Below are 26,384 nucleotides of genomic sequence, written 5' to 3' on the forward strand. Positions count from 1 at the left end.
GTGCCCCGATCAAAGTTGGCGGCGCACGCGCTATCGATTGTTGTGATTCATGCGCCGATCCGGCGAAATATAGTCGAGCAATGTCGCGAAACGAAACGACCTTTCGTTTTATCGATATGACTTAAATGGATTTAACAGCAGATGCATGCAAAATGAAAGAAAACAGCTCGTGACGCAATTGACTATATGTCGAGCGGATCGACCTCGATGCTCCAGCGCAGCACGCCTTTCACCGTGCGTAGCATGGGCTGCCAGCTGCGCAGCGTAGTCTGCAACGCCGCCCGCGACGCGCTTTCGAGCAGCAATTGCGCGCGATGCACATGCATCACCTTGACGATGGTGAGCGGCACAGCGTCGTAGACGGTCACGCGGCTCGCAGCAGGAATGTCGGCCAGCGACGCGGCCGCCTGTTGCAGGAAGGTCAGCGCGGCGTCCAGTGTGCGGCCTTCGGCGCGCAGCATCGCCTGATAGACGAAAGGCGGCAGATGCGCGTCGCGCCGCTCGGCCAGCGTCGAATTGGCGAAGCCGACGTAATCGTGGCGAGCCAGCGCGTGATACAGCGCGTGACGCGGATAGCGCGTTTGCACCAGCACTTCGCCGGGCAAACCGGCACGTCCCGCCCGGCCGCTCACCTGCATGAGTTGCGCGAAAAGGCGCTCGCTTGCGCGGAAGTCGTGGGAAAACAGCGCCGTGTCCGCGTTCAGCACGCCCACCAGCGACACCCGCCGGAAATCGTGCCCCTTCGCGATCATCTGGGTGCCGACGAGAATATCCACCTCGCCCGCGTGCACGTCCGAAAACAGCGCCTGAGCGCTGCCTTTGCGCCGTGTGCTGTCGGCATCGATGCGTAGCACGCGCGCGCCCGGCACCGCGCCGGCAAGCGCTTCTTCGATGCGCTGCGTCCCCCGTCCGAGCGGCGCGATATCGACATTGCCGCATTCCGGGCACGAGCGCGGAATACGCGACTCCCAGCCGCAGTGGTGACAGCGCAGCGCGCGCTCTGGCTTGTGCAGCACGACGTAGGCGCTGCATCGCGGGCAGCCCGCGACCCAGCCGCACGCGTCGCACGCCAGTTGCGGCGCGTAGCCGCGACGGTTGAGGAACACGAGACTCTGTTCGCTGCGCGCAAGGCGCGCCTTCAGCGCCGCTATCAGCGGCCCCGACAAGCCCTCCACCGAAGCGCGTCCGCGCCGCCGCTCCTCTTCGAGATCGACAAGATGGACGGTTGGCAGCACTGCGTCGGCCACGGCGCGGCGCGATAACGTGAGCCGCGTGTAGCGTCCTTGCTCGACCTGCCACCAGCTTTCCAGCGACGGCGTCGCCGAGCCGAGCACCACGGGCACGCCGAGTTGCTTCGCTCGCCAGATGGCGAGATCGCGCGCGGAATAGCGCAAGCCTTCCTGCTGCTTGTATGCCGGGTCGTGTTCCTCGTCGACGACGATGATGGCCAGATGCGGCAACGACGCCAGCACGGCGAGCCGCGTGCCCAGCACGATGCGCGCGCGCCCGGTGTGCGCGGCAAACCAGTTGCGGGCGCGCTCGCCCTCGGCAAGACCGCTGTGCAGCGTGACGATTTCGCTATCGTCCATCGACGCGAAGCGGGCGCGGAACGCCGCCTCGAATTGCGGCGTCAGGTTGATCTCGGGAACGAGGACGAGCGCCTGCGCCTGGGGGTTGATCGCCAGCAGTGCGGCCAGCGCGCGCAGATAAACCTCCGTCTTGCCGCTGCCCGTCACGCCATGCAACAGGAACGGCGCGAAGGCTCGCGCGTCGCGGATCGCTTCGACCGCGGCCGTCTGCTCGTCCGTGAGCGTCGGCAATGTTGCGCTGCGCGGCGTGTGATCCCGCGACAGGCTGTGCGCGGCGGGATCGACTATTTCGAGCGCGACCCACCCTTCGGCTTGCCACGCTTCGAGCGTCGCGATGGCCTTTGCGTGCAACGCACGGGCTTCCGCAGCGGGCAGCGTGTCGGCGTCCGCGAGCGCGGCCGCAAGACGGCGCAACGCAGTGGCGCGCGCCGGGAGCGCGTCGGGCAGCGCGGCGCGCCCTGCGGGCAACAGACGATAGCGCTCCTCGGGAACGAAAAGCCGCGTCCAGCGTGCCGCATCGCGCAATGCCTGGGGAAGCGCCGGCAGCGCAACTTCACCGATGCCGCGCTGGTAGTAATCGGCGGCGAACTGCGTGAGTTGCAGCCAGTGCTCAGAAAGCGGCGGGCAAGCAGCGCAGACGCTATGGACGGACTTGAGGCGGTCGGCAGGCACGTCGCTGTGAGCCGTCACTTCCATGACGAGGCCTACGACATGCCGCTTGCCGAACGGCACGCTGACGAGCATGCCCGGCGCTGGCGCCAGTGAGGCGTCACAGCGGTAGTCGAACAGCGTCGGCAGGGGATGATCGAGCGCGACGCGGACGTAGGTGCCCGTCAGATCGACGACCCGCATAGGCACCGTTCGCAGGCAAAGTTATTCACAGGCCGAGAGCCGCTGTCGACACACTTAAAGTAAAACTTCAATTTCGGCGCTAAGTTTTGATTTTGCATCGACAATTGCGCCCGACCTCGCCTGCCTGTGGATAACTTTGTTGAGAACTTGAACCGGATGCCCCGCAAGGGCCGTGGTACGGGCCTCTGTGTGGGATAACGCACATTAGTCTTAAGAACCCCGAAACCCTTGTCGCTCAAGGCCTTCAACAGAATTCCGCGTACTTTTCAAGACGGCTGCCACGATCGATCCCTCTACCGCGCCGCAACGTGACAAGTGTGCATAAGTCAAGTCTTGACAACGCTAAGAGGGCCTCGGGGCGGACTTTGGAACGCTATTTTCCCCTCAGACCGAGAGACCGCTTCGTTGCATCGCAACAAAAACGTCACAATCCGGGGGCGATACCTTCACGCCTTGGCGCCGCCACCCACTGACCGCAGCGTGCGGCTATGCCGATGCACTTCGTCGACCAGTTCGGCAACGTTCTCGGGCGGCGTGAACTGCGAAATACCATGCCCAAGATTGAAGACGTGGCCGGGGAAATTACCGAAGCTGTCGAGCACCGCGCGCGCTTCGATGCGGATCGTCGACGGCGGCGCGAACAGTACGGACGGATCGATGTTGCCCTGTAACGCCACCTTGCCACCGACGCGCTCGCGCGCCTTGCCCAGATTGACCGTCCAGTCGAGCCCGACAGCATCGACGCCCGTAGCCGCGATCTCTTCGAGCCACAGGCCGCCGCCCTTCGTGAAGGTGATCACCGGCACGCGGTTGCCGTCGTGCTCGCGCTTCAACTGGCTCACGACCTGCTGGATGTAGTGCAGCGAGAAGCGCTGATAGATGCCGTCGGCGAGTGCACCGCCCCACGTGTCGAAAATCATCACGGCTTGCGCGCCTGCTTCGATCTGCGCGTTCAGATAGGCCGCAACAGCCTTCGCGTTGACGTCCAGGATGCGATGCATCAGGTCCGGACGGGCATACAGCATCGACTTCACAGTGCGGAAGTCGTCGGAGCCGCCGCCTTCGACCATGTAGCACGCGAGCGTCCACGGGCTGCCCGAGAAGCCGATCAGCGGCACGCGCTGACGGCCTTGAGCGTCGGTGAGCGCGGTGCGGATCTGGCGCACGGCATCGGTGACATAACGCAACGTGCTGTCGATATCGGGCACGGCCAGACGCGCGACGTCCTCCTCGGTGCGCACCGGACGCGCAAACTTCGGCCCCTCGCCGACCTGGAAATCGAGGCCGAGGCCCATTGCGTCCGGGATGGTCAGGATGTCGGAGAAAAGAATCGCGGCGTCGAGCGGATAGCGTTCGAGCGGTTGCAGCGTGACTTCCGTTGCGTAATCGGGATTTTTCGCGAGCCCGAGGAAACTGCCCGCCCGGCCACGCGTCGCGTTGTACTCCGGCAGATATCGCCCGGCCTGGCGCATCAGCCAGATCGGCGTGTACTCGGTCGGCTGGCGCAATAACGCGCGCAGGAAGGTGTCGTTGAGGAGGTTATGGGCCACGGCGCTCGCGACTGAAGGCAAAGGGGCATTTTAACCGCTGAGCGCCCGACGCCGCCTCCGTAATCCTGGCAATTGATGTTTGTCCTATGCCTTCCGGTCGATGGTCACCGGTAGTTGTGCGGTCTATGATCGATTCCGTAGCACCCACATAGATAACGATAAAGGAGACTCAATGAAGAAAGCTACGTTGGCCCTGCTTGCCGCCCTATGCTGTGCCGGCGCGGTCCAGGCGCAAAGTGTCGCACCTGCGGCGGCGTCGCGGCTCGACGAGATTCTCGCGCGCGGCACGATGCGAGCGTGCACGACGGGCGACTACAAGCCTTACTCGTTCTACAAGCAGGACGGCCAGTTCGAAGGCATCGACATCGACATGGCCGAGTCGCTGGCGAAATCGCTCGGGGTCAAGGCGGAGTTCGTGAAAACGTCATGGTCGAACCTGATGACTGACTTCGTTGCGAAGTGCGATGTCGCCGTCGGCGGCGTGTCGACGACACTCGACCGGCAAAAGCGGGCGTTCTACACGGCCGCGTATCAGGTGGACGGAAAGTCGCCCATCGTGCGTTGCGAGGACGTCGACAAGTACCAGACGGTTGGGCAGATCGATCAGCCGTCCACTCGGGTGATCTTTAATCCGGGCGGCACCAATGAGCGGTTCGCGAAGCAGTTCCTCCCGCATGCAACCCAGGTTGTTTATCCGGACAACGTGACGATCTTCAAGCAGATTCTCGCGGGCAAGGCGGACGTGATGGTGACGGACGCGTCTGAGACGCTGTTGCAGCAGAAGCTCAATCCCGGGTTGTGCTCGGTGCATCCTGACAAGCCGTTCCAGTACGGAGAAAAAGCATGGCTGGTGCCGCGCGGCGATGTAGTGTTCCAGCAGTATGTCGACCAGTGGTTGCACCTCGCGCGCGCGTCGGGGGAATACCAGTCCATATCCGACAAGTGGCTGAAATGACGCCGAGATTGTGACGGCCGAGGCAGTCGCATTTACCGATCGGTACGAGCGACTGCCTGCCAATCAGCGTGGCGCAGTTATGTCATCGCGAGGCAGCCGACAAGTCCCGTCAGGACGGTCGGTGATTGCTGTGATGCAGCATTCTTCACGGTGCGTGGCAAACGGCGGTTTCAAACAGGTACTCACGTGATCCGTATGAGCATTCCACTTCAAAGCCTTGCATGGCTGGAGTGGATGGACGTGAGGGGACCAGAACCGGATAGCGCAGCGCAGTATCCGTTTCGAACGACCGAGCGAAAGGCGAGGCAGCGGACTCGAAAGGTATCGGCAATATTTGCCGAACCGGCGTTCCGATACTGCAATAAATCCTGCAACGCCTTATCTGGCGGGCGTTACAACCTGAAACACTTTGTTACCGCGCGAGCCGGGTAATTCGCCCACAATGCCTTTCACGGGATCAGCACGGATGCGGCCGGGCGGTAGTGTCTTTGTACACATCTTCCTGGGCGGTCGGCGGAAAAGCGCCGAAGCTCTTCACAGGGGCATCTCTGCTGGAATCGTGATCGGCGTCGATCGCGCTGAGTAGTCGGTTCCTCCAATGGTCTCCTCGCGCTAACCCCGTAGCGTGTGGTTTTTAGCGGGCTCCAGGCCCGCTTTTTTTTTGCCCTGCCAAACGTTTGCGCGTCATCAAGCTTCTCTGCGCGAGCGGGCACTTGTCCTCAAAGCAAAACGCCGCGTGCCCTGCACACGGCGTTTTTGCTTTTCTGCTTTGCGGTACGCCTGTGCTACGTCAGGCGGTCTTGTCTTCTTTCAAGCGAAGCTCGTCGATCATCCGTTCGCGCATCACGAATTTCTGAACCTTGCCCGTCACTGTCATCGGAAGCTCGTCGACAAAGCGGATGTACTTCGGAATCTTGTAGTGCGCGATCTGGCCGCGGCAAAATTCCTGCACTTCTTCGGCCGTAAGATGCTCCCCCGTGCGCACGACGATCCACGCGCACACTTCCTCTCCGTACTTCGGATCCGGCACGCCGAACACCTGTGCGCTCTGAATCTTCGGGTGGCGGAACAGAAACTCCTCGATTTCGCGTGGGTAGATGTTCTCGCCGCCGCGAATCAACATGTCCTTCAGACGGCCGACGATATTGCAGTAGCCCTCGGCGTCGATCGTCGCCAGGTCGCCGGTGTGCATCCAGCCGTCGACAACGCTTTCCCGCGTCTTCGCTTCGTCGCCCCAATAACCGTTCATTACCGAATAGCCGCGTGTGCACAGCTCGCCCGTTTCGCCCACGGGCACGATATTGCCGAGCGCGTCGACCACCTTCACTTCCAGATGCGGCTGAATCCGGCCGACCGTTGTCGTCCGTTTGTCCAGGGGATCAGTCGTCGAGCTCTGGAACGACACCGGACTGGTCTCAGTCATCCCGTAGGCGATCGTGATTTCATCCAGGTGCATCTGCGACACGACGCGTTTCATCGTTTCAATCGGGCAAGGCGAGCCTGCCATGATGCCCGTGCGGAGACGCGTGAGATCGAAAGTCCGGAAGTCCGGATGATCCAGCTCGGCAATGAACATGGTCGGTACGCCATGCAACGCCGTGCACTTTTCCTCGGCGACGGCTTTGAGCGTCGCACCGGGATCGAACGCCTCGCCGGGGAATACCATCGCGGCTCCGACCGAAACGCACGCCAGCACCGCAAGCACCATCCCGAAGCAGTGGTACAGCGGTACCGGGATGCACAGAGAATCCTGCTCGGTGAGCCGCATTGCCATCGCGATATATCGTGCGTTATTCACGACGTTCCGGTGCGTCAGCGTCGCGCCTTTCGGATTTCCCGTCGTGCCGCTCGTGAACTGGATGTTGATCGGCTCATTCGCGTTGAGCGTGGCGCCGATCGCGTCGAGTCTTGCCGGATCGAATGACGCGCGCCCCCGTTCGATGACATCCGAGAACGTCAGCATGCCGGGTGTCTCGGTGTCGCACATCCGGATCACCATGCGTAAGTCGGGGAGCCGTGCTGCGCGCAAATCTCCGGGTGCGGCCGACGCCAGTTCGGGTGCCAACTCCTGCAGCATCTGCAGATACATCGACGACTTGAACTTCTCCGCCGAAATGATCGCCTTGCAGCCGACCTTGTTTAACGCGTACTCAAGTTCGGCCAGACGATAAGCGGGGTTGATATTGACGAGCACGGCGCCGATACGCGCCGTCGCAAATTGCGTCATCAGCCACTCGACGCGGTTCGGTGACCAGATGCCGACGCGGTCGCCCTTCTGGATGCCGAGCTCCAGCAATCCCGCTGCCAAAACGTCGACTTCTTGCTGAAATTCCTGCCAACTCCAGCGAATCTCCTGCTCACGGAACACCACAGCCGGCCGCTCGGGGAAACGCCGTGCCGTATCGACAAGAAACTGTCCGACCGTCGATTCGCTCAGTGGTACGTCAGTCGAACCCCGCACGTACGACAGCCCGTCTTTCGGTTCGATGACTGCGTCCACTCCCGCCGCTTGCGTTGCCATGGTGTTGTCTCCAGAGATGAATCCAGTATTCGAATGAGTGTGCGACCGATTGTGCCGCGCGAATGATCCGTCCGGCATCAAGTCTTACCCGCAGCTTTCTAGCTGTTTCGGGCGTCGGTACGATTTTGCTGACCTTTCCGTAAACGTCAAGTAGATGGCAAAAAAAAGCAGCCACGAGGGCTGCTTTTCAATTGTGCTGCTTACTGCTGTCCGCGCAGCTTGCGCAGGCGCTGGATCGCGGCCAGCTGAGCCGTCGCATACGCGAGTTCCGCTTGCGCAGTCGCGTACTCGAGGTTTGAGCCGGTGTTCTGCAGCGCTTCTTCTGCGCGCTTGCGAGCCTGCTCGGCCTTCGCTTCGTCGAGATCCTTGCCGCGGATCGCCGTGTCGGCCAGAACCGTCACCGCGCCCGGCTGAACTTCGAGAATGCCGCCAGCGACGAACACGAATTCCTCTTCGCCGTTTTCAGATTCGATGCGCACGGCACCCGGACGAATCCGTGTGATGAGCGGCGTGTGACCCGGCAGAATGCCGAGCTCGCCCGCTTCGCCCGGCAGCGCAACGAACTTCGCCTCGCCCGAGAAGATCTGCTCTTCCGCGCTGACGACGTCTACCTTGATGGTTGCCATTTATGTCGACTCCGAGTTGAGCGTAATTGCGTGGACGCTGAATCACCGATGCAGCGTCCGCCTGTTTACACCCAGCCTTTACTGGATCTTCTTGGCCTTTTCGAAGGCTTCGTCGATCGTGCCGACCATGTAGAACGCCTGCTCCGGCAGGTGATCGCACTCGCCGTCGACGATCATCTTGAAGCCACGGATCGTTTCCTTCAGCGGCACGTATTTGCCCGGCGAGCCCGTGAACACTTCAGCAACGTGGAACGGCTGCGACAGGAAACGCTGGATCTTACGAGCGCGCGCGACCGACAGCTTGTCTTCCGGCGACAGTTCGTCCATGCCCAGAATCGCGATAATGTCGCGCAGTTCCTTGTAGCGCTGCAGCGTCTGCTGAACGCGGCGCGTGATCGAGTAGTGCTCTTCGCCGATCACGTGCGGGTCGATCTGACGCGAGGTCGAATCGAGCGGGTCCACTGCCGGGTAGATACCCAGCGAAGCGATGTCACGCGACAGAACGACGGTTGCGTCCAGGTGGCCGAAGGTCGTAGCCGGCGACGGGTCGGTCAAGTCGTCCGCAGGGACGTACACGGCCTGAACCGACGTGATCGAGCCCGTCTTCGTCGACGTAATACGCTCTTGCAGCTTGCCCATTTCTTCAGCCAGCGTAGGCTGATAGCCCACTGCGGAAGGCATACGGCCCAGCAGTGCCGACACTTCGGTACCGGCCAGCGTGAAACGGTAGATGTTGTCGACGAAGAACAGCACGTCGAGGCCTTCGTCACGGAAGTGCTCGGCCATCGTCAGGCCCGTCAGCGCGACGCGCAGACGGTTGCCCGGCGGCTCGTTCATCTGGCCGTACACCAGCGCGACCTTGTCCAGAACGTTCGAGTCCTTCATTTCGTGATAGAAGTCGTTCCCTTCGCGGGTACGCTCGCCAACACCGGCAAACACGGAGTAACCACCGTGTTCCTTAGCGATGTTGTTGATCAGCTCCATCATGTTGACGGTCTTGCCCACGCCAGCACCGCCGAACAGGCCAACCTTACCGCCCTTTGCGAACGGGCAGATCAGGTCGATAACCTTGATACCCGTTTCGAGCAGTTCCGTCGACGGCGACAGTTCGTCGAACGCCGGTGCCTTCTGGTGGATCGAGCGGGTCGTTTCGCTCGAGATCGGGCCGGCTTCGTCGATCGGACGGCCCAGCACGTCCATGATGCGGCCCAGAGTCGGCTTGCCAACGGGCACGCTGATCGGCTTCGCGGTGTTCTTCACCACGACGCCACGGCGCAGACCGTCCGACGAACCCAGACAGATGGTACGGACAATGCCGTCGCCCAGCTGTTGCTGGACTTCGAGCGTCAGTTCCGAACCTTCGAGAATGAGCGCGTCGTAAACCTTCGGCATGCTCTCACGCGGGAATTCCACGTCGATCACCGCGCCGATGCACTGTACGATCTTGCCTTCTACCAAAGCAGTAGTACTCATCGCTTTTCCTTTAGATACTCAATTCTTCACTCGCGCAACGGCGCAGTTTCGGTGGACTCGCCAGAAGGCGCTTCCGCGTGTCGACGTTAGCGTCAGACTGCCGCGGCGCCACCGACGATTTCCGACAGTTCCTTCGTGATCGCTGCCTGACGGCTCTTGTTGTACACGAGCTGCAGTTCGTTGATGACCGTCTTCGCATTGTCCGAAGCGGCCTTCATTGCGACCATCCGTGCCGACTGTTCCGATGCCATGTTTTCCGCGACGGCCTGATAGACCAACGCTTCGACATAACGCACCAGCAATTCGTCGACGACGGTTTGCGCGTCCGGCTCGTAGATGTAGTCCCACGACGTTTTCGGCGTCGGACCATCCTTGTCGCCCTTGCTCTCGAACTGTTCCGCCGACAGCGGCAGCAGTTGCTCGATCACCGGCTCCTGCTTCATCGTATTGACGAAGCGGGTGTACGCGATGTACACGGCGGAAACCTTGCCTTCCGAGTACATGTCGAGCTGAACCTTCACTGCGCCGATCAGCTTCTCGAGGTGCGGTGTGTCGCCCAGTTGCACGACGTTCGACACGATCTTCGCGCGCAGACGGTTCAGGAAACCCAGACCCTTGCCGCCGATTGCCGTCGCTTCGACCGTCTTGCCCTGGCCTTCCAGCTCCTTGAACTTCTGGAGCGAAGCGCGCAGCACGTTCGTGTTCATACCGCCGCACAGACCCTTGTCAGTCGTGACAAGGATGAAGCCCGTCGACTTCGCCCCTTCGTTCGTGACCATGAACGGGTGACGGTACTCCGGCGTAGCACTGCTCATGTGCGCAGCGATATCGCGGACCTTGTCGGCGTACGGGCGAGCAGCGCGCATGCGCTCCTGAGCGCGGCGCATCTTCGATGCGGCCACCATCTCCATCGCTTTCGTGATCTTGCGCGTGTTTTGCACGCTCTTGATCTTGCCGCGAATTTCCTTCATTCCAGCCATTGCTTGCTCCTTGATCGAAGCAGCACGGACACGCTTTCACGCGCCCACGCTGCTTCAAGGTCCGTTTATGCCTTGCGGATCACTCGCGGATCAATAAGCGCCCGACTTCTTGAAGTCCTTGAGTGCGGCATGCAGCGCGCCCTCGTCGTCCTTCGAGAGGTCTTTGTTGTCTTCGATGCGCTTGATCAGGTCAGCGTGCTTCGACTTCAGGAAATCGCGCAGGCCCTTTTCGAAAGGCAGCACTTGCGACACTTCCAGATCGTCGAGGTAGCCGTTGTTCGCTGCGAACAGCGACACCGACAGCTCCCACACTTGCAGCGGCTGATACTGCGGCTGCTTCAGCAGTTCCGTCACGCGGCGGCCGCGCTCCAGCTGCTTGCGGGTTGCCTCGTCGAGGTCCGATGCGAACTGCGCGAACGCTGCCAGTTCACGGTACTGTGCGAGGTCGGTACGGATACCGCCCGACAGTTTCTTCACGACCTTCGTCTGTGCCGCGCCACCAACGCGCGACACCGACACGCCAGCGTTAATTGCCGGGCGGATACCTGCGTTGAAAAGGTCGGTTTCCAGGAAGATCTGGCCGTCGGTAATCGAGATCACGTTCGTCGGAACGAATGCGGTCACGTCGCCTGCCTGCGTTTCGATGACGGGCAGTGCCGTCAGCGAGCCGCTCTTGCCCTTCACTTCGCCGTTCGTGAACTTCTCGACATACTCTTCCGAGACGCGAGCCGCACGTTCCAGCAAACGCGAGTGCAGATAGAACACGTCGCCCGGGTAAGCTTCACGGCCCGGCGGACGGCGCAGCAGCAGCGAGATCTGACGGTATGCCCAAGCTTGCTTGGTCAAGTCGTCATAAACGATCAGTGCGTCCTGGCCGCGGTCGCGGAAGTATTCGCCCATCGTGCAGCCGGCGTACGGTGCGAGGTACTGCATCGCTGCCGATTCCGAAGCCGAAGCTGCGACGACGATCGTGTATTCCATCGCGCCCGTTTCTTCGAGCTTGCGAACCACGTTCACGATCGACGAAGCCTTCTGCCCGATCGCGACGTAGATACAGATCAGGTCTTTGCCCTTCTGGTTGATGATCGTGTCGACTGCGACGGCCGTCTTGCCGCACTGGCGGTCGCCAATGATCAGCTCGCGCTGACCACGGCCGATCGGCACCATCGAGTCGATCGACTTCAGACCGGTTTGCACCGGCTGCGACACCGACTTACGCCAGATCACGCCCGGCGCGATCTTTTCGATTGCGTCGGTTTTCTTCGCGTTGATCGGGCCCTTGCCGTCGATCGGGTTGCCCAGTGCGTCGACCACGCGGCCGATCAGTTCCGGGCCCACCGGCACTTCGAGAATGCGGCCCGTCGTCTTGACGACGTCGCCTTCCGAGATGCTTTCGTATTCGCCCAGAATCACCGCGCCGACCGAGTCACGCTCGAGGTTCAGCGCGAGGCCGTACACGTTGCCCGGGAATTCGAGCATTTCGCCCTGCATCACTTCCGACAGGCCGTGGATACGCACGATACCGTCGGTCACGGAGATCACGGTGCCCTGGTTGCGAACGTCTGCGCTCGCTTCAAGGCCCTGGATCCGGCTCTTGATCAGCTCGCTGATCTCAGAGGGATTGAGTTGCATTATTCGCTCCTGATAGTCAATTCTGTTGCGTGCCAGCCGTCACAACCACGTGAGGGCTTCAGGCCGTCAGAGCCGTCTGCATGCTGGCGAGCCGCGCGCGGACCGAGGTATCGAGCACTTCGTCGCCAACCGTCACGCGAACGCCGCCGATCAGCGACGAGTCCACCTGGACCGTCGGCTTCAGCTTGCGCTTGAATTTGCGTTCGAGGCTTGCGACGAGGTCGTTCAGCTGCGCACCTTCGAGGGGGAATGCGCTGACGATCAGCGCATCGGCCGCACCTTCGCGGGCGTTCTTCAACTCTTCGAACTGCGTGGCGATTTCCGGCAAAAGCGGCAGACGATGATTGTCGACCAGCATCTGAACCAGATTCTTCGCCTGCGGGTTGTCCTTGAGCGGCGATTTCACCGCGGCCAGCAGCAGTTCGCTGATCTGGGCACGGCTGACTTTCGGGCTCGAGGCAATCGACAGCACTTCGGGCAGACGCGCAACCTGTGCCAGCTCCTGCACGAGCGTGGACCAGGCGGCGGTGTCACCAGCTTCGGCCACGCCAAACAGCGCTTCTGCGTACGGACGGGCGATGGTTGCAAGTTCGGCCATGATCAGAGCTCGGCTTTGAGTTGATTCAGCAGGTCAGCGTGAGCTGCCTGGTCGACTTCGCGCTTCAGGATCTGCTCGGCGCCCTTCACGGCGAGCGCAGCGACTTCGCCACGCAGCGTTTCACGGGCCTTCACGACCTGCTGTTCCGCGTCGGCTTTCGCCTGAGCGATGATGCGCGCCGCTTCGGCTTGCGCCTGTGCCTTGATTTCGTCAGCGACCGCGACTGCACGCTTTTCGGCGTCAGCAATACGTTGCTGGCCGTCGTTGCGTGCCTGAGCGAGTTCCTGGTCGACGCGCTTGTGCGCGGCTTCGAGTTCCAACTTGCCCTTTTCAGCGGCCGAGAGGCCGTCGGCGATCTTTTTCGAGCGCTCGTCGAGGGCGTTGATCAGCGGCGGCCACACGAACTTCATCGTGAACCACGCGAGGATCAGGAACACGACCATTTGCGCAAACAGGGTTGCGTTGAGATTCACGGTGTTTCCTTAAACGTTGCTTGGTCGGGAGGAGGAAACGGCAAGGCGCTCATCGATTCATTGCTCGATCAGCGCCTTAGTGCCCGTTCCGCTTCGCGCCTTATCAGTTATAGATCAGGCGCACACTTCCGAGGAACCTCAGCCTGCCAGCTTCGACAGCAGCGGGTTCGCGAACGCAAACAGCATTGCCACACCAACGCCAATCAGGAACGCCGCATCGATCAGACCAGCCAGCAGGAACATCTTGGTTTGCAGCGGGTTCATCAGTTCCGGCTGGCGAGCGCATGCTTCGATGTACTTGCCGCCCATCAGACCGATACCGATACAGGCGCCGATAGCACCCAGGCCGATGATGATGCCGATACCGATGGCGGTCAGACCCTGGATGTTGGCGATGAAAGCTTGCATGATCACTCCTTTGTGAAAAGTCTTTTTGGAACTGGGATTTAAAAAACTACGATTCTTTCTTTACGACGCCACGTTAGTGGGAGTCGTGTGCCTGGCCGATGTACACCAGCGTCAGCATCATGAAAATGAACGCCTGCAGCAGAACGATCAGGATGTGGAAGATCGCCCACACGCTGCCCGCGATCACGTGGCCGATGAAGCCAAGCACCGTCGTGTCCGCGCCGAAGCTCCAGATGCTGCCGAGCAGGGCAATCAGCAGGAACAACAGCTCGCCCGCGTACATGTTGCCGAACAGCCGCATGCCGAGGGAAACCGTCTTCGCGACGAACTCGATGATGTTCAGTGCAAGGTTCGGGATCCACAGCAGCGGATGCGCGCCGAACGGAGCGGACAGCAACTCGTGCACGAAGCCGCCGGCGCCCTTGATCTTGAAGTTGTAGTAAATCATCAGCACGAACACGCCGAGCGCGATGCCGAGCGTGCCGTTCAGGTCGGCAGTCGGAACGATGCGGTGGTGCGGGATGACTTCCGACAGACCCAGCGCGCCGATCACGCGGCCCGGCAGGTCGACGGGAAGAAAGTCGAGCGAGTTCATCAGCGCGACCCAGACGAACACGGTCAGCGCGAGCGGTGCGATGAACGTGCGATTGCCGTGGATCATCGACTTCGATTGGTCTTCGACCATCTCGACCAGCATTTCGACTGCGCACTGGAAGCGGCCCGGCACGCCGGAGGTCGCCTTACGCGCAGCGAGACGCAAGATGAAAATGGTGACGAGACCGCACACGATCGACCAGAAAAGCGTATCGAGATTCCAGACGTGGATGTCGAAAATCGACGTCTGATGAGCGGTGGAAAAATTCTGCAAGTGGTGCGCAATGTACTCGGACGGATCCAGAGCGCGCGTTCCTTCGCTAGCTGCCATATCGTTAATGCCACCCAAATTGTCGAAAATCTTTCCGGGCCGCTCCCGCCGCAATGCTTTATTGCGGGAACACGCCAGCGCGGGTCTTTGTCGAACCCGCGCGCCTCGTTGCTGACGCAGCGTTGTTCACGCCTCGCACCAGCCTAATGTCTCGTTTGCTTCATCGCCAGGCGAGCGCAATCCAGTACGTCTTGAGAGCGATGAGATAGGTCACGAGCAGCGGAATCCACCGTACGTCGTGATACCAGAAGGCGATGGCAATAAACATCGCGATCGTTGTCCCCATCTTGAGCGCTTCACCGATCATCCAGCTCATGGCTGTCTGGGCGCCGCTCAACTTCTTAAGACGTGCCGCGAACAATGCGCTCGGCACCCAGCAAATCGCTCCTCCCAGGAAGGCGGACAGCGCAGCAGCGCCCGGCGGCTCGTAGAACAGCCACCACAACAGCGTCGCACCCAGGGACAAAACCATTTGCGCAATCACGACCTTGAACGGTGTAACGCGCGATGGACGACTCACGTTCGGGCCGAACAGTTTTTCGGCCTCGGCCCGCGTGAGCGGAACGATATTGTTATCTTGCTGCTCGGCATCCCACGCCTCGTCATGCACGGCGCGCTGACCGTCAGTCGCTTGCGGGCCGCTGCGCTCGTGACGGTTTTCGTCGTGCCGTTGTTGCGGCGTTTGGTTCGACGCTTTGACCGCCATCGCAGTGTTCCGCAGAGTCCTGTTCAGTCCGCGAGCTTTCGCACCGCTTACGGGATTGCCTAGCAAATAAATCCGGGCGATTGTAAGCGATAGTTGCAGGCAATTCAAGACTTTAGCCCGACCAATAACCCGCATGAAACGGTGCTTCACGATACGGGAAAGCTCCGATTTTCATGCTGTCGGACTGCAAATGTAAGGACGTCGCGGGAGACCGGGAAATGCGGGCCGGACTATGCTAGAGCGGCACGTTTGAACGCGTGTTTTTGCCACACGCACGAGTGTCAAAAACGCAACAGAAGCCAGCCGCCGATTGCACCGCTCACGACCCAGAACGGGATCGAAAAGAGGTGAAATTGCGCCCACATTCCACGCTGTCCTGAAAGCCTCACTGCAATCAGATTCGCCAGCGAACCGATCGCGAATCCGAAGCCGCCGACGCTGACGCCGAACGCAAGCGCTCGCCAATCCCTTGAAAACTCGGCCAGCATGATCGCTGCGGGCACATTGCTGATGAACTGGGAGAGCACGGCGCCCGCCGCGTAGGCGCGCAGTGGCGTTGCGAGATGCAACTGCCCGACAGCGTTGTGTACCCACGGCAGCGCTGCAACGCTTCTCAATACGATGAACATGAATACGAAGATCAGCAGCAAGAGCCAGTCGATCTTCAGAACGATTCGCGGCCGCCAGAAGATAAATCCGACGCCGACGCCAATCAGTCCGATGCCCGCCCGATGAGAATCGGCGAGAAGCACGAATGCTGCAAACAAAATGACGGCAACGCCAAGCAACGGACGATCGACGGGATGCGGTTCTGTGTCGTTCGACAGATCCAGCGCGGTCCGCTTGAACGATACCGCGGCCAACGCGTACAGCATCGCCATCAGCGCGAAGCACAAAGGCGCGAGCGCCAGCACGAATCCGCCGAATGAGACGCCGCTCGTTTGCCAGAGAAACAGGTTTTGCGGATTGCCCAAGGGCGTGAGGATCGAGCCAGCGTTGACCGCTATCGCGATGAAAATGACCAGCCGCTTGAGCGGCAGCGGCGTCAACTCGTTCAGCGACAGTGCCAGCGGTACAACGACGAATAACGCGACATCGTTGGTGAGCAACGTCGACAGCGCAGCCGCGAGCGTGATCAACAGATACGCCAACGCTCGCTGCGACCGGATGTGATGGACGACGCGATGCGCGAGCCATATCAGGAATCCTGAATATTCGACGGCTTTCGTCAAGATCAGCAGGCCGGCAAGCGTCATCACCGTCTGCCAGTCGACCAGCGCGGGCAACGATCCCCACGGATGCGGATGAAAAACCTGCAATGCGATCAACGCAACGACGAGCACGGTGAGGACCGGCTCCTTCGTTGCATAGTGGATGATCGTACGCAGCAGGTTGCGATGCGATCTTAGCGCTTGTTCGGCAACGGGCATCGGAGACGGTTCTTATGCAGCAGCTGCGTTGCCGCGCAAGCGGGCGAGAATGCCTTCCAGCGCGTCGAGGTCGCCGAAATCGACCAGCACCTGCCCTCGCCCACGGCGTCCGAGCTTGATCTTCACCGTGGCGGCAAGCAGATCCGACAGTTCCTCTTCGAGCCGTCGCGTGTCGCGGCCGCCGTCGTTGTTCGCTTTCGCCTTCACAGCGGGTACAGCTTTGGTCGTCGCCGTGACCAGCTTTTCGGTTTCGCGCACCGACATGCGCTTGTTGACGACCTGGTTCGCGAGCGTAATCTGCGTGGCTCCGTCCACGGCCAGCAGTGCGCGCGCGTGGCCCATGTCGAGGTCGCCGGCGAGCAGCATCGTTTGCACAGGAGACGCGAGATTCAACAGACGCAGCAGATTTGACACCGCGCTGCGCGAGCGCCCCACCGACTCGGCCGCCTGTTCATGCGTGAAGCTGAACTCATCGAGTAGCCGCTGGATACCCTGCGCTTCTTCAAGAGGATTCAGATCTTCCCGCTGGATATTCTCGATAAGCGCCATCGCGGCGGCGGCCTGATCGGGCACGTCGCGCACGAGGACAGGTACTTCATCGAGACCAGCGAGCCGCGCAGCGCGAAAACGCCGCTCGCCGGCGATGATTTCAAACTTCTCGGGAGAAACGGGCCGCACCAGAATCGGCTGCATCAGTCCCTGAGCGCGAATGCTGGCCGCCAGTTCCTGCAGCGCACCCTCGTCCATCCGCGTGCGCGGTTGATACTTGCCCGCCTGCATCTTGTCGAGCGGCAACGTGTGAGGTGCGCCGTTGATCTTCACCGCTTCCGTGATATCCGCGCTTCCGCCGAGCAGTGCCTCCAGCCCCCTGCCCAGCCCCTTCTTCCGTGCTACTGCGTTCATCGTGGTTCCTCGATCCGCTTTGGATGATTGACGCTGCGTCATAGCATGCGCACCCGCTCGATCATTTCCGCGCCGAACTGCACATACGCCTGCGCGCCGCGCGATGCGCGATCGAACACGACACCCGGCAGACCGTAACTCGGCGCCTCGGCGAGTCGCACGTTCCGCGGAATGACGACGTCGAACACCTTGTCTCCAAAGTGCTCTTTCAGTTGCTCCGACACCTGCTGTTGCAGCGTGATGCGTGGGTCGAACATGACGCGCAACAAGCCGATCACTTTCAGATCTCGATTCAGGTTCGCATGTACCTGCTTGATGGTATTGATGAGGTCCGACAGGCCCTCGAGCGCGAAGTATTCGCATTGCATCGGAATAACGACGCCATGCGCGGCGCAGAGTCCGTTCAGCGTCAACAGCGACAGCGCGGGAGGACAGTCGATCAGCACGAAGTCGTAGTCCGGCACGACCTGCGCAATCGCCTCCTTGAGCTGGCGCTCGCGATTCTCCATGCCGACGAGTTCGACTTCCGCCCCGGCCAGTTCGCGATTCGCAGGCAATACATCATACGAAACGGCTTCCGACTTCACTCGCGCATCGGCTACGGAGACGCCGTCGACCAGCACTTCATAAACCGTGTTTTCGCACGCGGCTTTGTCGACGCCGCTGCCCATGGTGGCGTTGCCTTGCGGATCGAGATCGATGAGCAGGACCCGTTGTCCCTGCGATGCGAGGCTCGCGGCGAGATTGACCGCGGTCGTCGTTTTGCCGACTCCACCCTTCTGGTTCGCAACGCAGAAGATTTTTGCCATCTGTTAGGTGTCCCTTTGCAGCCTGTTTAACGAAATTTCGATTTGAAATTCAGCCTACCGTGACCTCGATCAGATGCCGCTCGGCATCCAACGCAGGCACTTTGAGACGAATCACTTGCTTCACGTGGGCGCCTTCAGGCAGCCGCTCGATTTCCCCATCCGGTCGAACGCCCTTCATTGCCCAGATTGCGCCATCGTCCGCGACGAGGTGACGGGCCAGTGTAACGAAATCCGCAAGCTCTGCGAATGCGCGCGAGACGATCGCATCAAACTTTCCTGGAACCTCGATTCCTGGCCGCAGATTTTCGACGCGCCCCGTCACAACAGACAGATTTCCCAAGCCCAGTTCCGCCTTAGCTTGCGACTGGAACGCGGACTTTTTCTGAACGATGTCGTTGACGGTGATGGACCACTCGGGAAACACGATTGCCAGGACGATACCTGGCAGCCCGCCGCCCGAGCCGACGTCCAACAGCGTTGCAGGACCGAGGGTGGCCAGGTGCGGAACGATCGAAAGAGAATCCAGGATGTGCTGTATCAGCATTTGCCTCGGATCGCGGATCGCCGTCAGGTTGTAGACGGCGTTCCATTTGGCCAGCAACGCAACGTAGTCGAGGAGTTTGCCCTTTTGTTCCGCTGTCAGGTCGATGTCGAGTTCGCGCAGACCATCTTCAAGCAGAGCGGCGAGCGTCTCGCGCCCCGCTGTCGTATCGATACGCGCCGTCATTGAGCCACCGGCGAGTTGTCGGTGCCTGCGCTGGCGGGTTTCTGCGCACGCCGACCAAGGCCGCGCTTCAGGTGAACCATCAGCAGTGAGATTGCAGCCGGGGTGATGCCCGAGATGCGCGACGCCTGGCCGATCGTTTCCGGGCGGAACTGCGTCAGCTTCTGACGTGCCTCGAACGACAACCCACGGACCTCCGAATAATCGAGATTTTCTGGCAACCTCGTGTTCTCGTGCGCCTCGTTTCGTTCGATCTCACCTGCTTGCCGCTCGATATAGCCCTGATATTTGACGCCGATCTCGATTTGCTCCTTGATCTGCGCGAGCAGCACTTCGTCATGGGCCAACGCTTCAGCCGGACCGCAGGCGCCTTCGCGCAGAGCGCAGACGCCGTCGTACGAAACTGCGGGGCGCCGCAACAGATCGGCCAGACTGTACTCATGGTCAATAGGCTTGCCGAGCAATGCCGTCGCTTCCTCAGACGAAAGCATCTTCGGATTGACCCACGTGGTGCGCAGCCGCTCTGTTTCACGTGAAACAGCGTCGCGCTTTCGGCTGAAAGCATCCCAACGCTCGTCGTCAACTACGCCGAGTTCGCGGCCGATCTCGGTCAGACGCATGTCAGCGTTGTCTTCGCGCAGGCTCAAGCGATATTCCGCGCGGCTGGTGAACATCCGGTAAGGCTCAGAGACGCCACGCGTGACCAGATCGTCCACCAGCACGCCCAGATAAGCCTGATCCCGGCGCGGACACCACGCTTCCTTATCCTGGACGTATAAACCGGCATTAATCCCGGCCAGCAGGCCTTGGGCCGCCGCCTCTTCGTAGCCGGTAGTGCCGTTGATCTGACCGGCAAAGAACAGGCCGCTGATCACCTTCGTTTCCAGCGATGCCTTCAGTCCACGCGGATCGAAGTAGTCGTACTCGATCGCATAGCCGGGTCGTAGGATATGCGCGTGCTCCAGACCGACCATCGAGCGGACCAGCTCGAGCTGAACGTCAAACGGCAGACTCGTGGAGATTCCGTTCGGATAAAACTCGTTCGTGGTCAAGCCTTCCGGCTCGAGAAAGATCTGATGCGATTCTTTCGAAGCGAAACGGTGAATCTTGTCCTCAATCGACGGGCAATAACGCGGCCCAACCCCTTCGATTACGCCCGTGTACATCGGCGAACGGTCAAGACCGCTACGGATGATGTCGTGAGTTTGGGAATTGGTATGCGTCACCCAGCAAGGCACCTGACGCGGATGCTGCTCGACGCGCCCGAGGAACGAGAACACGGGGATCGGATCGAGGTCGCCCGGCTGCTCTTCCAGCTTCGAGAAATCGATCGTACGGCCGTCGATACGCGGCGGTGTGCCCGTCTTCAGCCGGCCTTGCGGCAGCTTCAACTCCTTGAGGCGCGCCGACAGCGACACCGCAGCTGGGTCCCCTGCCCGCCCGCCCGTGTAGTTATTGAGGCCGACGTGGATCTTCCCATCGAGGAAGGTGCCCGCCGTCAACACCACCGCACGTGAGCGAAAACGAACCCCGACCTGCGTCACGGCGCCGACAACGCGGTCACCTTCGACCATCAAATCGTCGACGGACTGCTGAAAAAGCCAAAGATTAGGCTGATTTTCGAGACGATGGCGGATCGCCGCCTTGTACAGAATGCGGTCAGCCTGCGCGCGCGTGGCCCGCACGGCGGGCCCCTTCGACGAGTTGAGAATGCGGAATTGAATCCCGCCTTCGTCAGTAGCAGCCGCCATTGCGCCGCCGAGCGCGTCGACTTCCTTGACCAGATGGCCTTTGCCGATGCCGCCGATCGACGGATTGCAGCTCATCTGACCGAGGGTTTCGATGTTGTGCGTCAGCAAAAGCGTCTTGTTGCCCATGCGCGCGGACGCCAAAGCGGCTTCCGTGCCGGCATGACCGCCGCCAACGACGATTACGTCAAACTCTGTGGGATAAAGCATCGCGGATCTCACGCGGGATCCAGCGTGAGCCTAAAAGAAAGTATGGGCGAAATTATAGCGGGTTCGCTTTTGGCCCGAATTCCATCCAGACGGTATAGGACGAAAAAACGGCGTGTTTCACGTGAAACACGCCGCTCATTTGACAGCCAATGCGCCAAAAAGTCCCGTTGCTAGGCGACTTTCTTCGTCAGACCTAAATAGGTTTCGATAACACGCGGGTTTTGCGCCAATTCGTTCGCCGCTCCTTCCAGGGCGAGTTCTCCTGTTTCGAGAACGTAGCCATAGTCGGAGATCTGCAGCGCAGCGCGTGCATTCTGTTCAATCAGCAGCGTGGCAACACCCGTCTGACGCAGCGCGCTGATGATGTGAAAAATCTCCTTCACGATCAACGGCGCCAAGCCCAAGCTCGGCTCATCGAGCATCAGCAGGTCCGGTTTGCCCATCAGCGCGCGTCCAACTGCCAACATTTGCCGCTCGCCGCCCGACAGCGTTCCGGCCGCCTGTTTGCGACGCTCTTTCAATCGCGGAAAAAGCTGGAACACCGGATCAAGCTGGTCGAGATAATTCCGTTCGCCAGCACGCTTGCGGCGATACGCACCCAGAATTAGATTGTCCTCGACCGTCATCGCAGCAAACAACTCGCGCTTTTCCGGCACAAGACACATACCGCGCGCGACGCGCTTCTCGACGGGAACGTGGCTCACGTCCTCGTCCCGGTACATGATCGCGCCCTTTGCATGCCCCGTTACGGGTAACGCGCCCATGACCGCATTCAGCAGCGTAGACTTACCCGCGCCATTCGGCCCGATCACCGAGACGATCTGCCCGGGGCCGACGGCGATTTTCGCGCCATGCAGCGCTTCGACCTTCCCGTAACGCACGGAAAGACTGCTGACTTCAAGAATCGGCGCAGCCGTTGTCTGATTCACCATCACTCCACCCCGCCCAGATAAGCTTCCAGCACGGCCGGATCGTTCTGCACGTCTTGCGGCAAGCCTTCCGCGATACGCGTCCCAAATTCCATGACCACCAGTCGGTCCGTCAGGTTCATCACGAAATCCATGTCGTGTTCGACCAATAGCACGCTCATCCCTTCTTCTCGAAGCTTGCGCAGAAGCGTCGCGAGTTGCTGCTTTTCCTGATAGCGCAGGCCGGCCGCCGGCTCATCGAGCAGCAGAAGCGTCGGATCGCAGCACAGCGCACGTGCAATCTCCAGAATCCGCTGCTTGCCCAGCGCGAGGCTGCCCGCTTCGTCGTACATATGCTCTTCGAGACCCACGCGCCGGATCTGGCGAGCCGCTTCCGCCATCAGACGCGCCTCCTCGGCGGAATTCAGGCGTGCCACGCTGCGCCACACGCCCGCATGCCCGCGCAGATGCGCGCCGATGGCGACATTCTCCAGCACGGTCATACCCGGCAGCAGCTTGACGTGCTGGAACGTGCGCCCGATGCCGCGTCTGACGATTTCACGTGAATTGAGCGCATCGATACGTTCGCCCTGGAACGAAATCGCACCGCTCGTAGGCTGCAGGACGCCCGTGACCAGATTGAAGGTCGTCGATTTGCCGGCGCCGTTAGGCCCGATCAACCCAATGATCTGCCCCGCCTTTACTTCGAAGCTGACATCGTTGACGGCCACCAGACCGCCGAACTGCTTACGCGCCTTGTCCACCACCAGCAGGGATTCTCCCGCAGCCGGCTTGCTGCGCTGCGGCAAAGCATCCGCATGATCCGGCACGTGCGCGCGCGGACCGCGCGGGAACATCCGCGCGACGAACGGCCACACACCTTGGCGTGCATACTGCAAAAGCAGCACCATCAGGACGCCAAAAACGATGATCTCGAAGTTGCCGTTTTCACCGAGGAGTTTCGGCAGCAGCGTCTGCAGATAGTCCTGGAGAATCGTCAGGATTGCCGCGCCCAGCACCGCGCCCCACACATGCGCGACGCCGCCGACCACGGCCATGAAAAGAAACTCGATCCCGTGATTCAGGCCGAAAGGCGTCGGATTCACCGCGCGCTGCAAATGCGCGTACAGAAAGCCCGAAATTGCCGCCAGCACCGCCGCGTAGACGAAAATGACTACGCGCATCCACGCCGTATTCACGCCCATTGCTTCCGCCATCAGACCACCGCCGCGCAGCGCGCGAATCGCACGCCCAGGCCGGCTATTAAGCAGATTCTGAACAGAAACCACGGCGCCGAGCACGACGATCCAGATCAGGTAGTAGATGTGGCGGCCCGATTCCAGGTTGATGCCGAGCACGTTCAGCACCGGAATTCCGTTGATCCCGTCGTACTTGCCGAGCATCTCCATATTGCCGAACAGGAAGAACAACGCGAGACCCCATGCGATCGTTCCGAGCGGCAGGAAGTGGCCCGACAGCCGCATCGTGACGGCACCGAGCAGCAGCGCGATCAGCGCCGTCAGCACGACACCGACGATCAGCGCGAGCCAGGGTGAGACGCCGAAGTGCGTCGTCAGATAGGCCGTCGCATAGGCGCCCACGCCGACGAACGCCGCCTGCCCAAAGCTCGTCATGCCGCCGATACCCGTCAGCAGCACCAGCCCGATCGCCACGATCGAATACAGCCCGATGTAGTTGAGCAGCGTCACCCAGTACTCGGGTACGCGGATCGGCTGCGGCAGCACGGGCAGCGCGAACATCACGACGAGGAACAACCAGAAGAACCTGTTTTTCATGATGCGTTTCATCGCGTCACTCCTCCTCTTCTTCCGCATGCGGGCTGGCGAGACTCCGCCAGAGCAGCACGGGAATGATCAGCGTGAACACGATCACTTCCTTATAGGAGCTGGCCCAGAACGACGAATACGACTCCAGCAAGCCGACGAGTATCGAACCCGCGAAAGCCAGCGGATAACTGACCAGCCCGCCGATAATCGCACCGACAAAGCCCTTCAGACCGATCAGAAAGCCCGAGTCGTAGTAGATGGTCGTGAGCGGCGCGACGAGAATCCCGCACAGCACGCCGAGACCGGCCGCGAGCGTGAACGCGAGCCGTCCCGCCTGCGTCGTGCCGATGCCGACGAGCTGCGCGCCGAGCCGGTTCACCGACGTCGCGCGCAATGCCTTGCCGGAAATCGAGCGATCGAAATACACGTACAACACGCCGATCAGCACCACGGCCACGCCGATCACCCACACGCTCTGCCCCGAGATCGACAGGCTGCCGACGTTGAAGGCCGAATCGGTAAAGGCGTTGGTCCGCGAGCCTTCGGCGCCGAACATCACGAGCCCGAGGCCGACCATCGCGAAGTGCACGGCGACGGATACGATCAGCAGCAACAACGTCGTCCCTTCGGCAACCGGCTCATAGGCGAGGCGATAAACGAACGGCCCCATCGGCACCACGATCAGCAGCGTCAGCGCGATCTGCGCGAGCATCGGCAGCGGCTGCATGAATACGCCACGCGTGACAGCGTAGACGGCAACGGGAAACAGCAGATACTTGCCGACCAGCATCACCAGCGTGCGCGCAGCATGACGCCGCCGCTCCGCATGCCGCGCCATGCCGGTTACCTCGACAACGAAGCACGCGAGCCCCATGGCCATCAGCAGCCAGCACGTCGCCGGAAACTTCTGCGTCTGCAGTGCGGCGAGCGTCAGCGCGCCGTACGACACGAACTCCCCTTGCGGGATGAAAATGGCGCGCGTCACGGAGAACACCAGCACCAACGCGAGCGCGAGCAATGCGTAGATCGCGCCGGTCGTGATGCCGTCCTGCGCGAGGATCGCCGCAATTGATAGATCCATACTTCCTCGTCTTGGAACGTCGATATCGAAACTAAGAAACAATGAGAGCAGGCTCAACGACCACCCGCCGCGAAGCGAAGCCCAAACACATAAAACAACTGCCGCGCCTGAGATACAGCGCGGCAGAGCTTGCCATTGTTATCGATCAGAAAGTGCTGCGTGGCTTAAGCGCATTCGCATGCGCTCGCCACCACGCCCTTGCGCGAGAGGCGCGTACCGTCTTAGTCGTTTTGGAGTTTCCACTTGCCGTCTGAGATTTCGACGATCACGCGTGCGCGCTTGTCGAGACCGTTGTGGTCAGTGGGTGTCGTGTTCATGATGCCGTGCGAGAGTGGCAAGTCCTTGACGTTCTCGAGCGCTTCACGCAACGCGACGCGGAAAGCTTCCGTGCCCGGCTGGCCTTTCTTCAGCGCTTCGGGAATCGCGCGCTGGAGCATCTGGCCTGCATCCCACGCGTGACCGCCGAAGGTCGCCACCGTGCCCACGCCATAGGCCTTCTCGTACGCGTTCTTGTACGCGAGCGACGACTTCTTCACCGGGTTCGTATCGGGCAACTGATCGGCGACGAGAATCGGGCCTGCGGGCAGCAATTCGCCGTCGCAGTCCTTGCCGCACACCCGCAGGAAGTCGTTGTTCGCAACGCCGTGCGTCTGATAGATCTTGCCTTTGTAGCCACGCTCCTTGAGCGCCTTCGCCGGTAACGCGGACGGCGTGCCCGCGCCGGCGATCAGCACCGCATCCGCATTCGATGCAGCGAGCTTCAGCACCTGACCCGTCACCGATGCATCGGTGCGGTTATAGCGCTCGTTCGCGACGAGCTTCAGATGATGCGCTTCCGCCGCCTTGCTGAACACGTTGTACCAGTTCTCGCCATAGGCGTCCGCGAAGCCGATGAACGCAACCGTCTTCACGCCGTGCTTCTCCATGTACTCGGCGATCGCATCGGCCATCAGACCGTCGTTCTGCGGCGTCTTGAATGCCCACGCGCGCTTCGCGTCCATCGGCGAAATGATGGCCGCTGATGCCGCGAGTGAGATCACCGGCGTCTTCCCTTCCGAAACGGGATCGAGCATCGCCAGCGAATTCGGCGTGACCGTCGAACCAATGATCGCATCGACGTGATCCTCGTCGATCAGCTTGCGCGTGTTCTGCACGGCGCGACTCGTATCCGACGCATCGTCGAGCACGATGTATTGCACGCTCTTGCCGGCGATTTCCTTAGGCAGCAGCGCAATCGTGTTCTTCTCGGGAATGCCGAGCGAGGCCGCCGGTCCCGTCGTAGACAACGTGACCCCAATCTTCACCTGCGCCATCGCAGCACTTGCGCCGCACACCATCGCCATCGCGATTGCGGTACGGACCCATTGTTTTGTCGTTTTCATTGCTTGTCTCCAAACGCTTTAAATGCGTGTTGTAATCCGGTTCGAGAACCGGGTAACTGAATCTAGTTATCGGGTATAAGCCTGCCAAGCATGGTTTTCCCTGCTCGTTGCAAT

At 60.9% G+C, this 26,384-nt stretch carries 22 protein-coding genes; 1 reads left to right on the forward strand and 21 read right to left on the reverse strand.

The window, feature by feature from the left end; genetic code table 11:
* Positions 1–182: 182 nt before the first annotated feature.
* Together C2L66_RS16035 and hemE are read right to left on the reverse strand one after the other, a co-directional pair.
* A complete protein-coding gene (locus tag C2L66_RS16035; protein ID WP_060599498.1) occupies positions 183–2,441 on the reverse strand; it encodes a primosomal protein N' in 2,259 nt (752 codons plus the stop codon).
* A 446-nt stretch (positions 2,442–2,887) separates the two neighbouring features.
* The gene (hemE, locus tag C2L66_RS16040; protein ID WP_060599497.1) at positions 2,888–3,991 is read right to left on the reverse strand and encodes a uroporphyrinogen decarboxylase; all 1,104 of its coding nucleotides are present in this window, start codon (positions 3,989–3,991) and stop codon (positions 2,888–2,890) included.
* Between the two features lie 172 nt (positions 3,992–4,163).
* On the opposite strand from hemE, the gene C2L66_RS16045 reads away from it, so the two are divergent.
* Positions 4,164–4,946 carry a transporter substrate-binding domain-containing protein gene (locus C2L66_RS16045; RefSeq protein ID WP_060599496.1) on the forward strand — a complete coding sequence of 261 codons (783 nt, stop codon included), beginning with the start codon at positions 4,164–4,166 and terminating at the stop codon, positions 4,944–4,946.
* A 790-nt stretch (positions 4,947–5,736) separates the two neighbouring features.
* Here C2L66_RS16045 and C2L66_RS16050 read toward each other — a convergent pair.
* The 19 genes from C2L66_RS16050 to C2L66_RS16140 all read right to left on the reverse strand — a co-directional run bounded on the left by C2L66_RS16050 (position 5,737) and on the right by C2L66_RS16140 (position 26,270).
* Complete coding sequence (locus tag C2L66_RS16050) at positions 5,737–7,467, reverse strand: AMP-binding protein (protein ID WP_060599495.1); 1,731 nt, start codon at positions 7,465–7,467, stop codon at positions 5,737–5,739.
* A gap of 200 nt (positions 7,468–7,667) precedes the next feature.
* On the reverse strand, positions 7,668–8,093 hold the full coding sequence (locus tag C2L66_RS16055; RefSeq protein ID WP_028364002.1) for a F0F1 ATP synthase subunit epsilon: 426 nt from the start codon (positions 8,091–8,093) through the stop codon (positions 7,668–7,670).
* A gap of 78 nt (positions 8,094–8,171) precedes the next feature.
* On the reverse strand, positions 8,172–9,566 hold the full coding sequence (gene atpD, locus C2L66_RS16060) for a F0F1 ATP synthase subunit beta (protein ID WP_035987422.1): 1,395 nt from the start codon (positions 9,564–9,566) through the stop codon (positions 8,172–8,174).
* Between the two features lie 92 nt (positions 9,567–9,658).
* Positions 9,659–10,546: a F0F1 ATP synthase subunit gamma gene (atpG, locus tag C2L66_RS16065; protein WP_054929314.1), complete on the reverse strand. Its 888-nt coding sequence runs from the start codon at positions 10,544–10,546 to the stop codon at positions 9,659–9,661.
* A gap of 90 nt (positions 10,547–10,636) precedes the next feature.
* Positions 10,637–12,178, reverse strand: coding sequence for a F0F1 ATP synthase subunit alpha (atpA, locus tag C2L66_RS16070; RefSeq protein WP_054929315.1), 1,542 nt, complete (start codon positions 12,176–12,178; stop codon positions 10,637–10,639).
* Between the two features lie 58 nt (positions 12,179–12,236).
* Positions 12,237–12,776 carry a F0F1 ATP synthase subunit delta gene (locus C2L66_RS16075; protein ID WP_054929316.1) on the reverse strand — a complete coding sequence of 180 codons (540 nt, stop codon included), beginning with the start codon at positions 12,774–12,776 and terminating at the stop codon, positions 12,237–12,239.
* A gap of 2 nt (positions 12,777–12,778) precedes the next feature.
* Complete coding sequence (locus C2L66_RS16080; protein ID WP_054929317.1) at positions 12,779–13,249, reverse strand: F0F1 ATP synthase subunit B; 471 nt, start codon at positions 13,247–13,249, stop codon at positions 12,779–12,781.
* Between the two features lie 138 nt (positions 13,250–13,387).
* On the reverse strand, positions 13,388–13,657 hold the full coding sequence (gene atpE / locus C2L66_RS16085; protein WP_007180033.1) for a F0F1 ATP synthase subunit C: 270 nt from the start codon (positions 13,655–13,657) through the stop codon (positions 13,388–13,390).
* 73 nt (positions 13,658–13,730) lie between these two features.
* Complete coding sequence (gene atpB / locus C2L66_RS16090) at positions 13,731–14,582, reverse strand: F0F1 ATP synthase subunit A (RefSeq protein ID WP_054929318.1); 852 nt, start codon at positions 14,580–14,582, stop codon at positions 13,731–13,733.
* Between the two features lie 160 nt (positions 14,583–14,742).
* Positions 14,743–15,288 (reverse strand): ATP synthase subunit I, encoded by a 546-nt coding sequence (locus C2L66_RS16095; RefSeq protein WP_054929319.1) that lies wholly within the window; start codon positions 15,286–15,288, stop codon positions 14,743–14,745.
* Between the two features lie 281 nt (positions 15,289–15,569).
* Positions 15,570–16,718, reverse strand: a complete 1,149-nt coding sequence (locus C2L66_RS16100) for an SLC13 family permease (protein WP_060599494.1) — start codon at positions 16,716–16,718, stop codon at positions 15,570–15,572.
* Between the two features lie 12 nt (positions 16,719–16,730).
* On the reverse strand, positions 16,731–17,621 hold the full coding sequence (locus C2L66_RS16105) for a ParB/RepB/Spo0J family partition protein (RefSeq protein ID WP_054929321.1): 891 nt from the start codon (positions 17,619–17,621) through the stop codon (positions 16,731–16,733).
* Between the two features lie 38 nt (positions 17,622–17,659).
* A complete protein-coding gene (locus tag C2L66_RS16110) occupies positions 17,660–18,430 on the reverse strand; it encodes a ParA family protein (protein WP_035987394.1) in 771 nt (256 codons plus the stop codon).
* Between the two features lie 49 nt (positions 18,431–18,479).
* Entirely contained in the window at positions 18,480–19,157 is a 678-nt protein-coding gene (gene rsmG / locus C2L66_RS16115; RefSeq protein ID WP_060599493.1) for a 16S rRNA (guanine(527)-N(7))-methyltransferase RsmG, read from the reverse strand.
* Positions 19,154–21,112, reverse strand: a complete 1,959-nt coding sequence (gene mnmG / locus C2L66_RS16120) for a tRNA uridine-5-carboxymethylaminomethyl(34) synthesis enzyme MnmG (RefSeq protein ID WP_060599492.1) — start codon at positions 21,110–21,112, stop codon at positions 19,154–19,156. The genes rsmG and mnmG overlap by 4 nt, the downstream gene beginning before the upstream one ends.
* Positions 21,113–21,282: 170 nt before the next feature.
* Positions 21,283–22,044 (reverse strand): ABC transporter ATP-binding protein, encoded by a 762-nt coding sequence (locus C2L66_RS16125; protein ID WP_060599491.1) that lies wholly within the window; start codon positions 22,042–22,044, stop codon positions 21,283–21,285.
* Positions 22,044–23,828 (reverse strand): branched-chain amino acid ABC transporter ATP-binding protein/permease, encoded by a 1,785-nt coding sequence (locus tag C2L66_RS16130; RefSeq protein WP_054929325.1) that lies wholly within the window; start codon positions 23,826–23,828, stop codon positions 22,044–22,046. Before C2L66_RS16130 ends, C2L66_RS16125 begins: the two co-directional genes overlap by 1 nt.
* A gap of 4 nt (positions 23,829–23,832) precedes the next feature.
* Complete coding sequence (locus C2L66_RS16135) at positions 23,833–24,888, reverse strand: branched-chain amino acid ABC transporter permease (RefSeq protein WP_054929326.1); 1,056 nt, start codon at positions 24,886–24,888, stop codon at positions 23,833–23,835.
* 221 nt (positions 24,889–25,109) lie between these two features.
* Positions 25,110–26,270: an ABC transporter substrate-binding protein gene (locus tag C2L66_RS16140; RefSeq protein WP_060599490.1), complete on the reverse strand. Its 1,161-nt coding sequence runs from the start codon at positions 26,268–26,270 to the stop codon at positions 25,110–25,112.
* Between the last annotated feature and the right edge of the window lie 114 nt (positions 26,271–26,384).

It is taken from the genome of Paraburkholderia caribensis, from assembly GCF_002902945.1.
In the GTDB taxonomy this organism is placed as follows: Bacteria; Pseudomonadota; Gammaproteobacteria; order Burkholderiales; family Burkholderiaceae; genus Paraburkholderia; species Paraburkholderia caribensis.

Coding starts and splice junctions, on each gene's coding strand:
- mnmG (WP_060599492.1), bottom strand. CDS start 21,112: ATGCTTTATCCCACAGAGTTTGACGTAATCGTCGTTGGCGGCGGTCAT.
- C2L66_RS16035 (WP_060599498.1), bottom strand. CDS start 2,441: ATGCGGGTCGTCGATCTGACGGGCACCTACGTCCGCGTCGCGCTCGAT.
- C2L66_RS16100 (WP_060599494.1), bottom strand. CDS start 16,718: ATGCCCGTTGCCGAACAAGCGCTAAGATCGCATCGCAACCTGCTGCGT.
- atpA (WP_054929315.1), bottom strand. CDS start 12,178: ATGCAACTCAATCCCTCTGAGATCAGCGAGCTGATCAAGAGCCGGATC.
- C2L66_RS16140 (WP_060599490.1), bottom strand. CDS start 26,270: ATGAAAACGACAAAACAATGGGTCCGTACCGCAATCGCGATGGCGATG.
- C2L66_RS16130 (WP_054929325.1), bottom strand. CDS start 23,828: ATGAAACGCATCATGAAAAACAGGTTCTTCTGGTTGTTCCTCGTCGTG.
- C2L66_RS16105 (WP_054929321.1), bottom strand. CDS start 17,621: ATGAACGCAGTAGCACGGAAGAAGGGGCTGGGCAGGGGGCTGGAGGCA.
- C2L66_RS16055 (WP_028364002.1), bottom strand. CDS start 8,093: ATGGCAACCATCAAGGTAGACGTCGTCAGCGCGGAAGAGCAGATCTTC.
- C2L66_RS16110 (WP_035987394.1), bottom strand. CDS start 18,430: ATGGCAAAAATCTTCTGCGTTGCGAACCAGAAGGGTGGAGTCGGCAAA.
- C2L66_RS16125 (WP_060599491.1), bottom strand. CDS start 22,044: ATGGTGAATCAGACAACGGCTGCGCCGATTCTTGAAGTCAGCAGTCTT.
- atpG (WP_054929314.1), bottom strand. CDS start 10,546: ATGGCTGGAATGAAGGAAATTCGCGGCAAGATCAAGAGCGTGCAAAAC.
- C2L66_RS16045 (WP_060599496.1), top strand. CDS start 4,164: ATGAAGAAAGCTACGTTGGCCCTGCTTGCCGCCCTATGCTGTGCCGGC.
- C2L66_RS16050 (WP_060599495.1), bottom strand. CDS start 7,467: ATGGCAACGCAAGCGGCGGGAGTGGACGCAGTCATCGAACCGAAAGAC.
- C2L66_RS16075 (WP_054929316.1), bottom strand. CDS start 12,776: ATGGCCGAACTTGCAACCATCGCCCGTCCGTACGCAGAAGCGCTGTTT.
- atpE (WP_007180033.1), bottom strand. CDS start 13,657: ATGCAAGCTTTCATCGCCAACATCCAGGGTCTGACCGCCATCGGTATC.
- C2L66_RS16095 (WP_054929319.1), bottom strand. CDS start 15,288: ATGGCGGTCAAAGCGTCGAACCAAACGCCGCAACAACGGCACGACGAA.
- C2L66_RS16135 (WP_054929326.1), bottom strand. CDS start 24,888: ATGGATCTATCAATTGCGGCGATCCTCGCGCAGGACGGCATCACGACC.
- rsmG (WP_060599493.1), bottom strand. CDS start 19,157: ATGACGGCGCGTATCGATACGACAGCGGGGCGCGAGACGCTCGCCGCT.
- atpB (WP_054929318.1), bottom strand. CDS start 14,582: ATGGCAGCTAGCGAAGGAACGCGCGCTCTGGATCCGTCCGAGTACATT.
- atpD (WP_035987422.1), bottom strand. CDS start 9,566: ATGAGTACTACTGCTTTGGTAGAAGGCAAGATCGTACAGTGCATCGGC.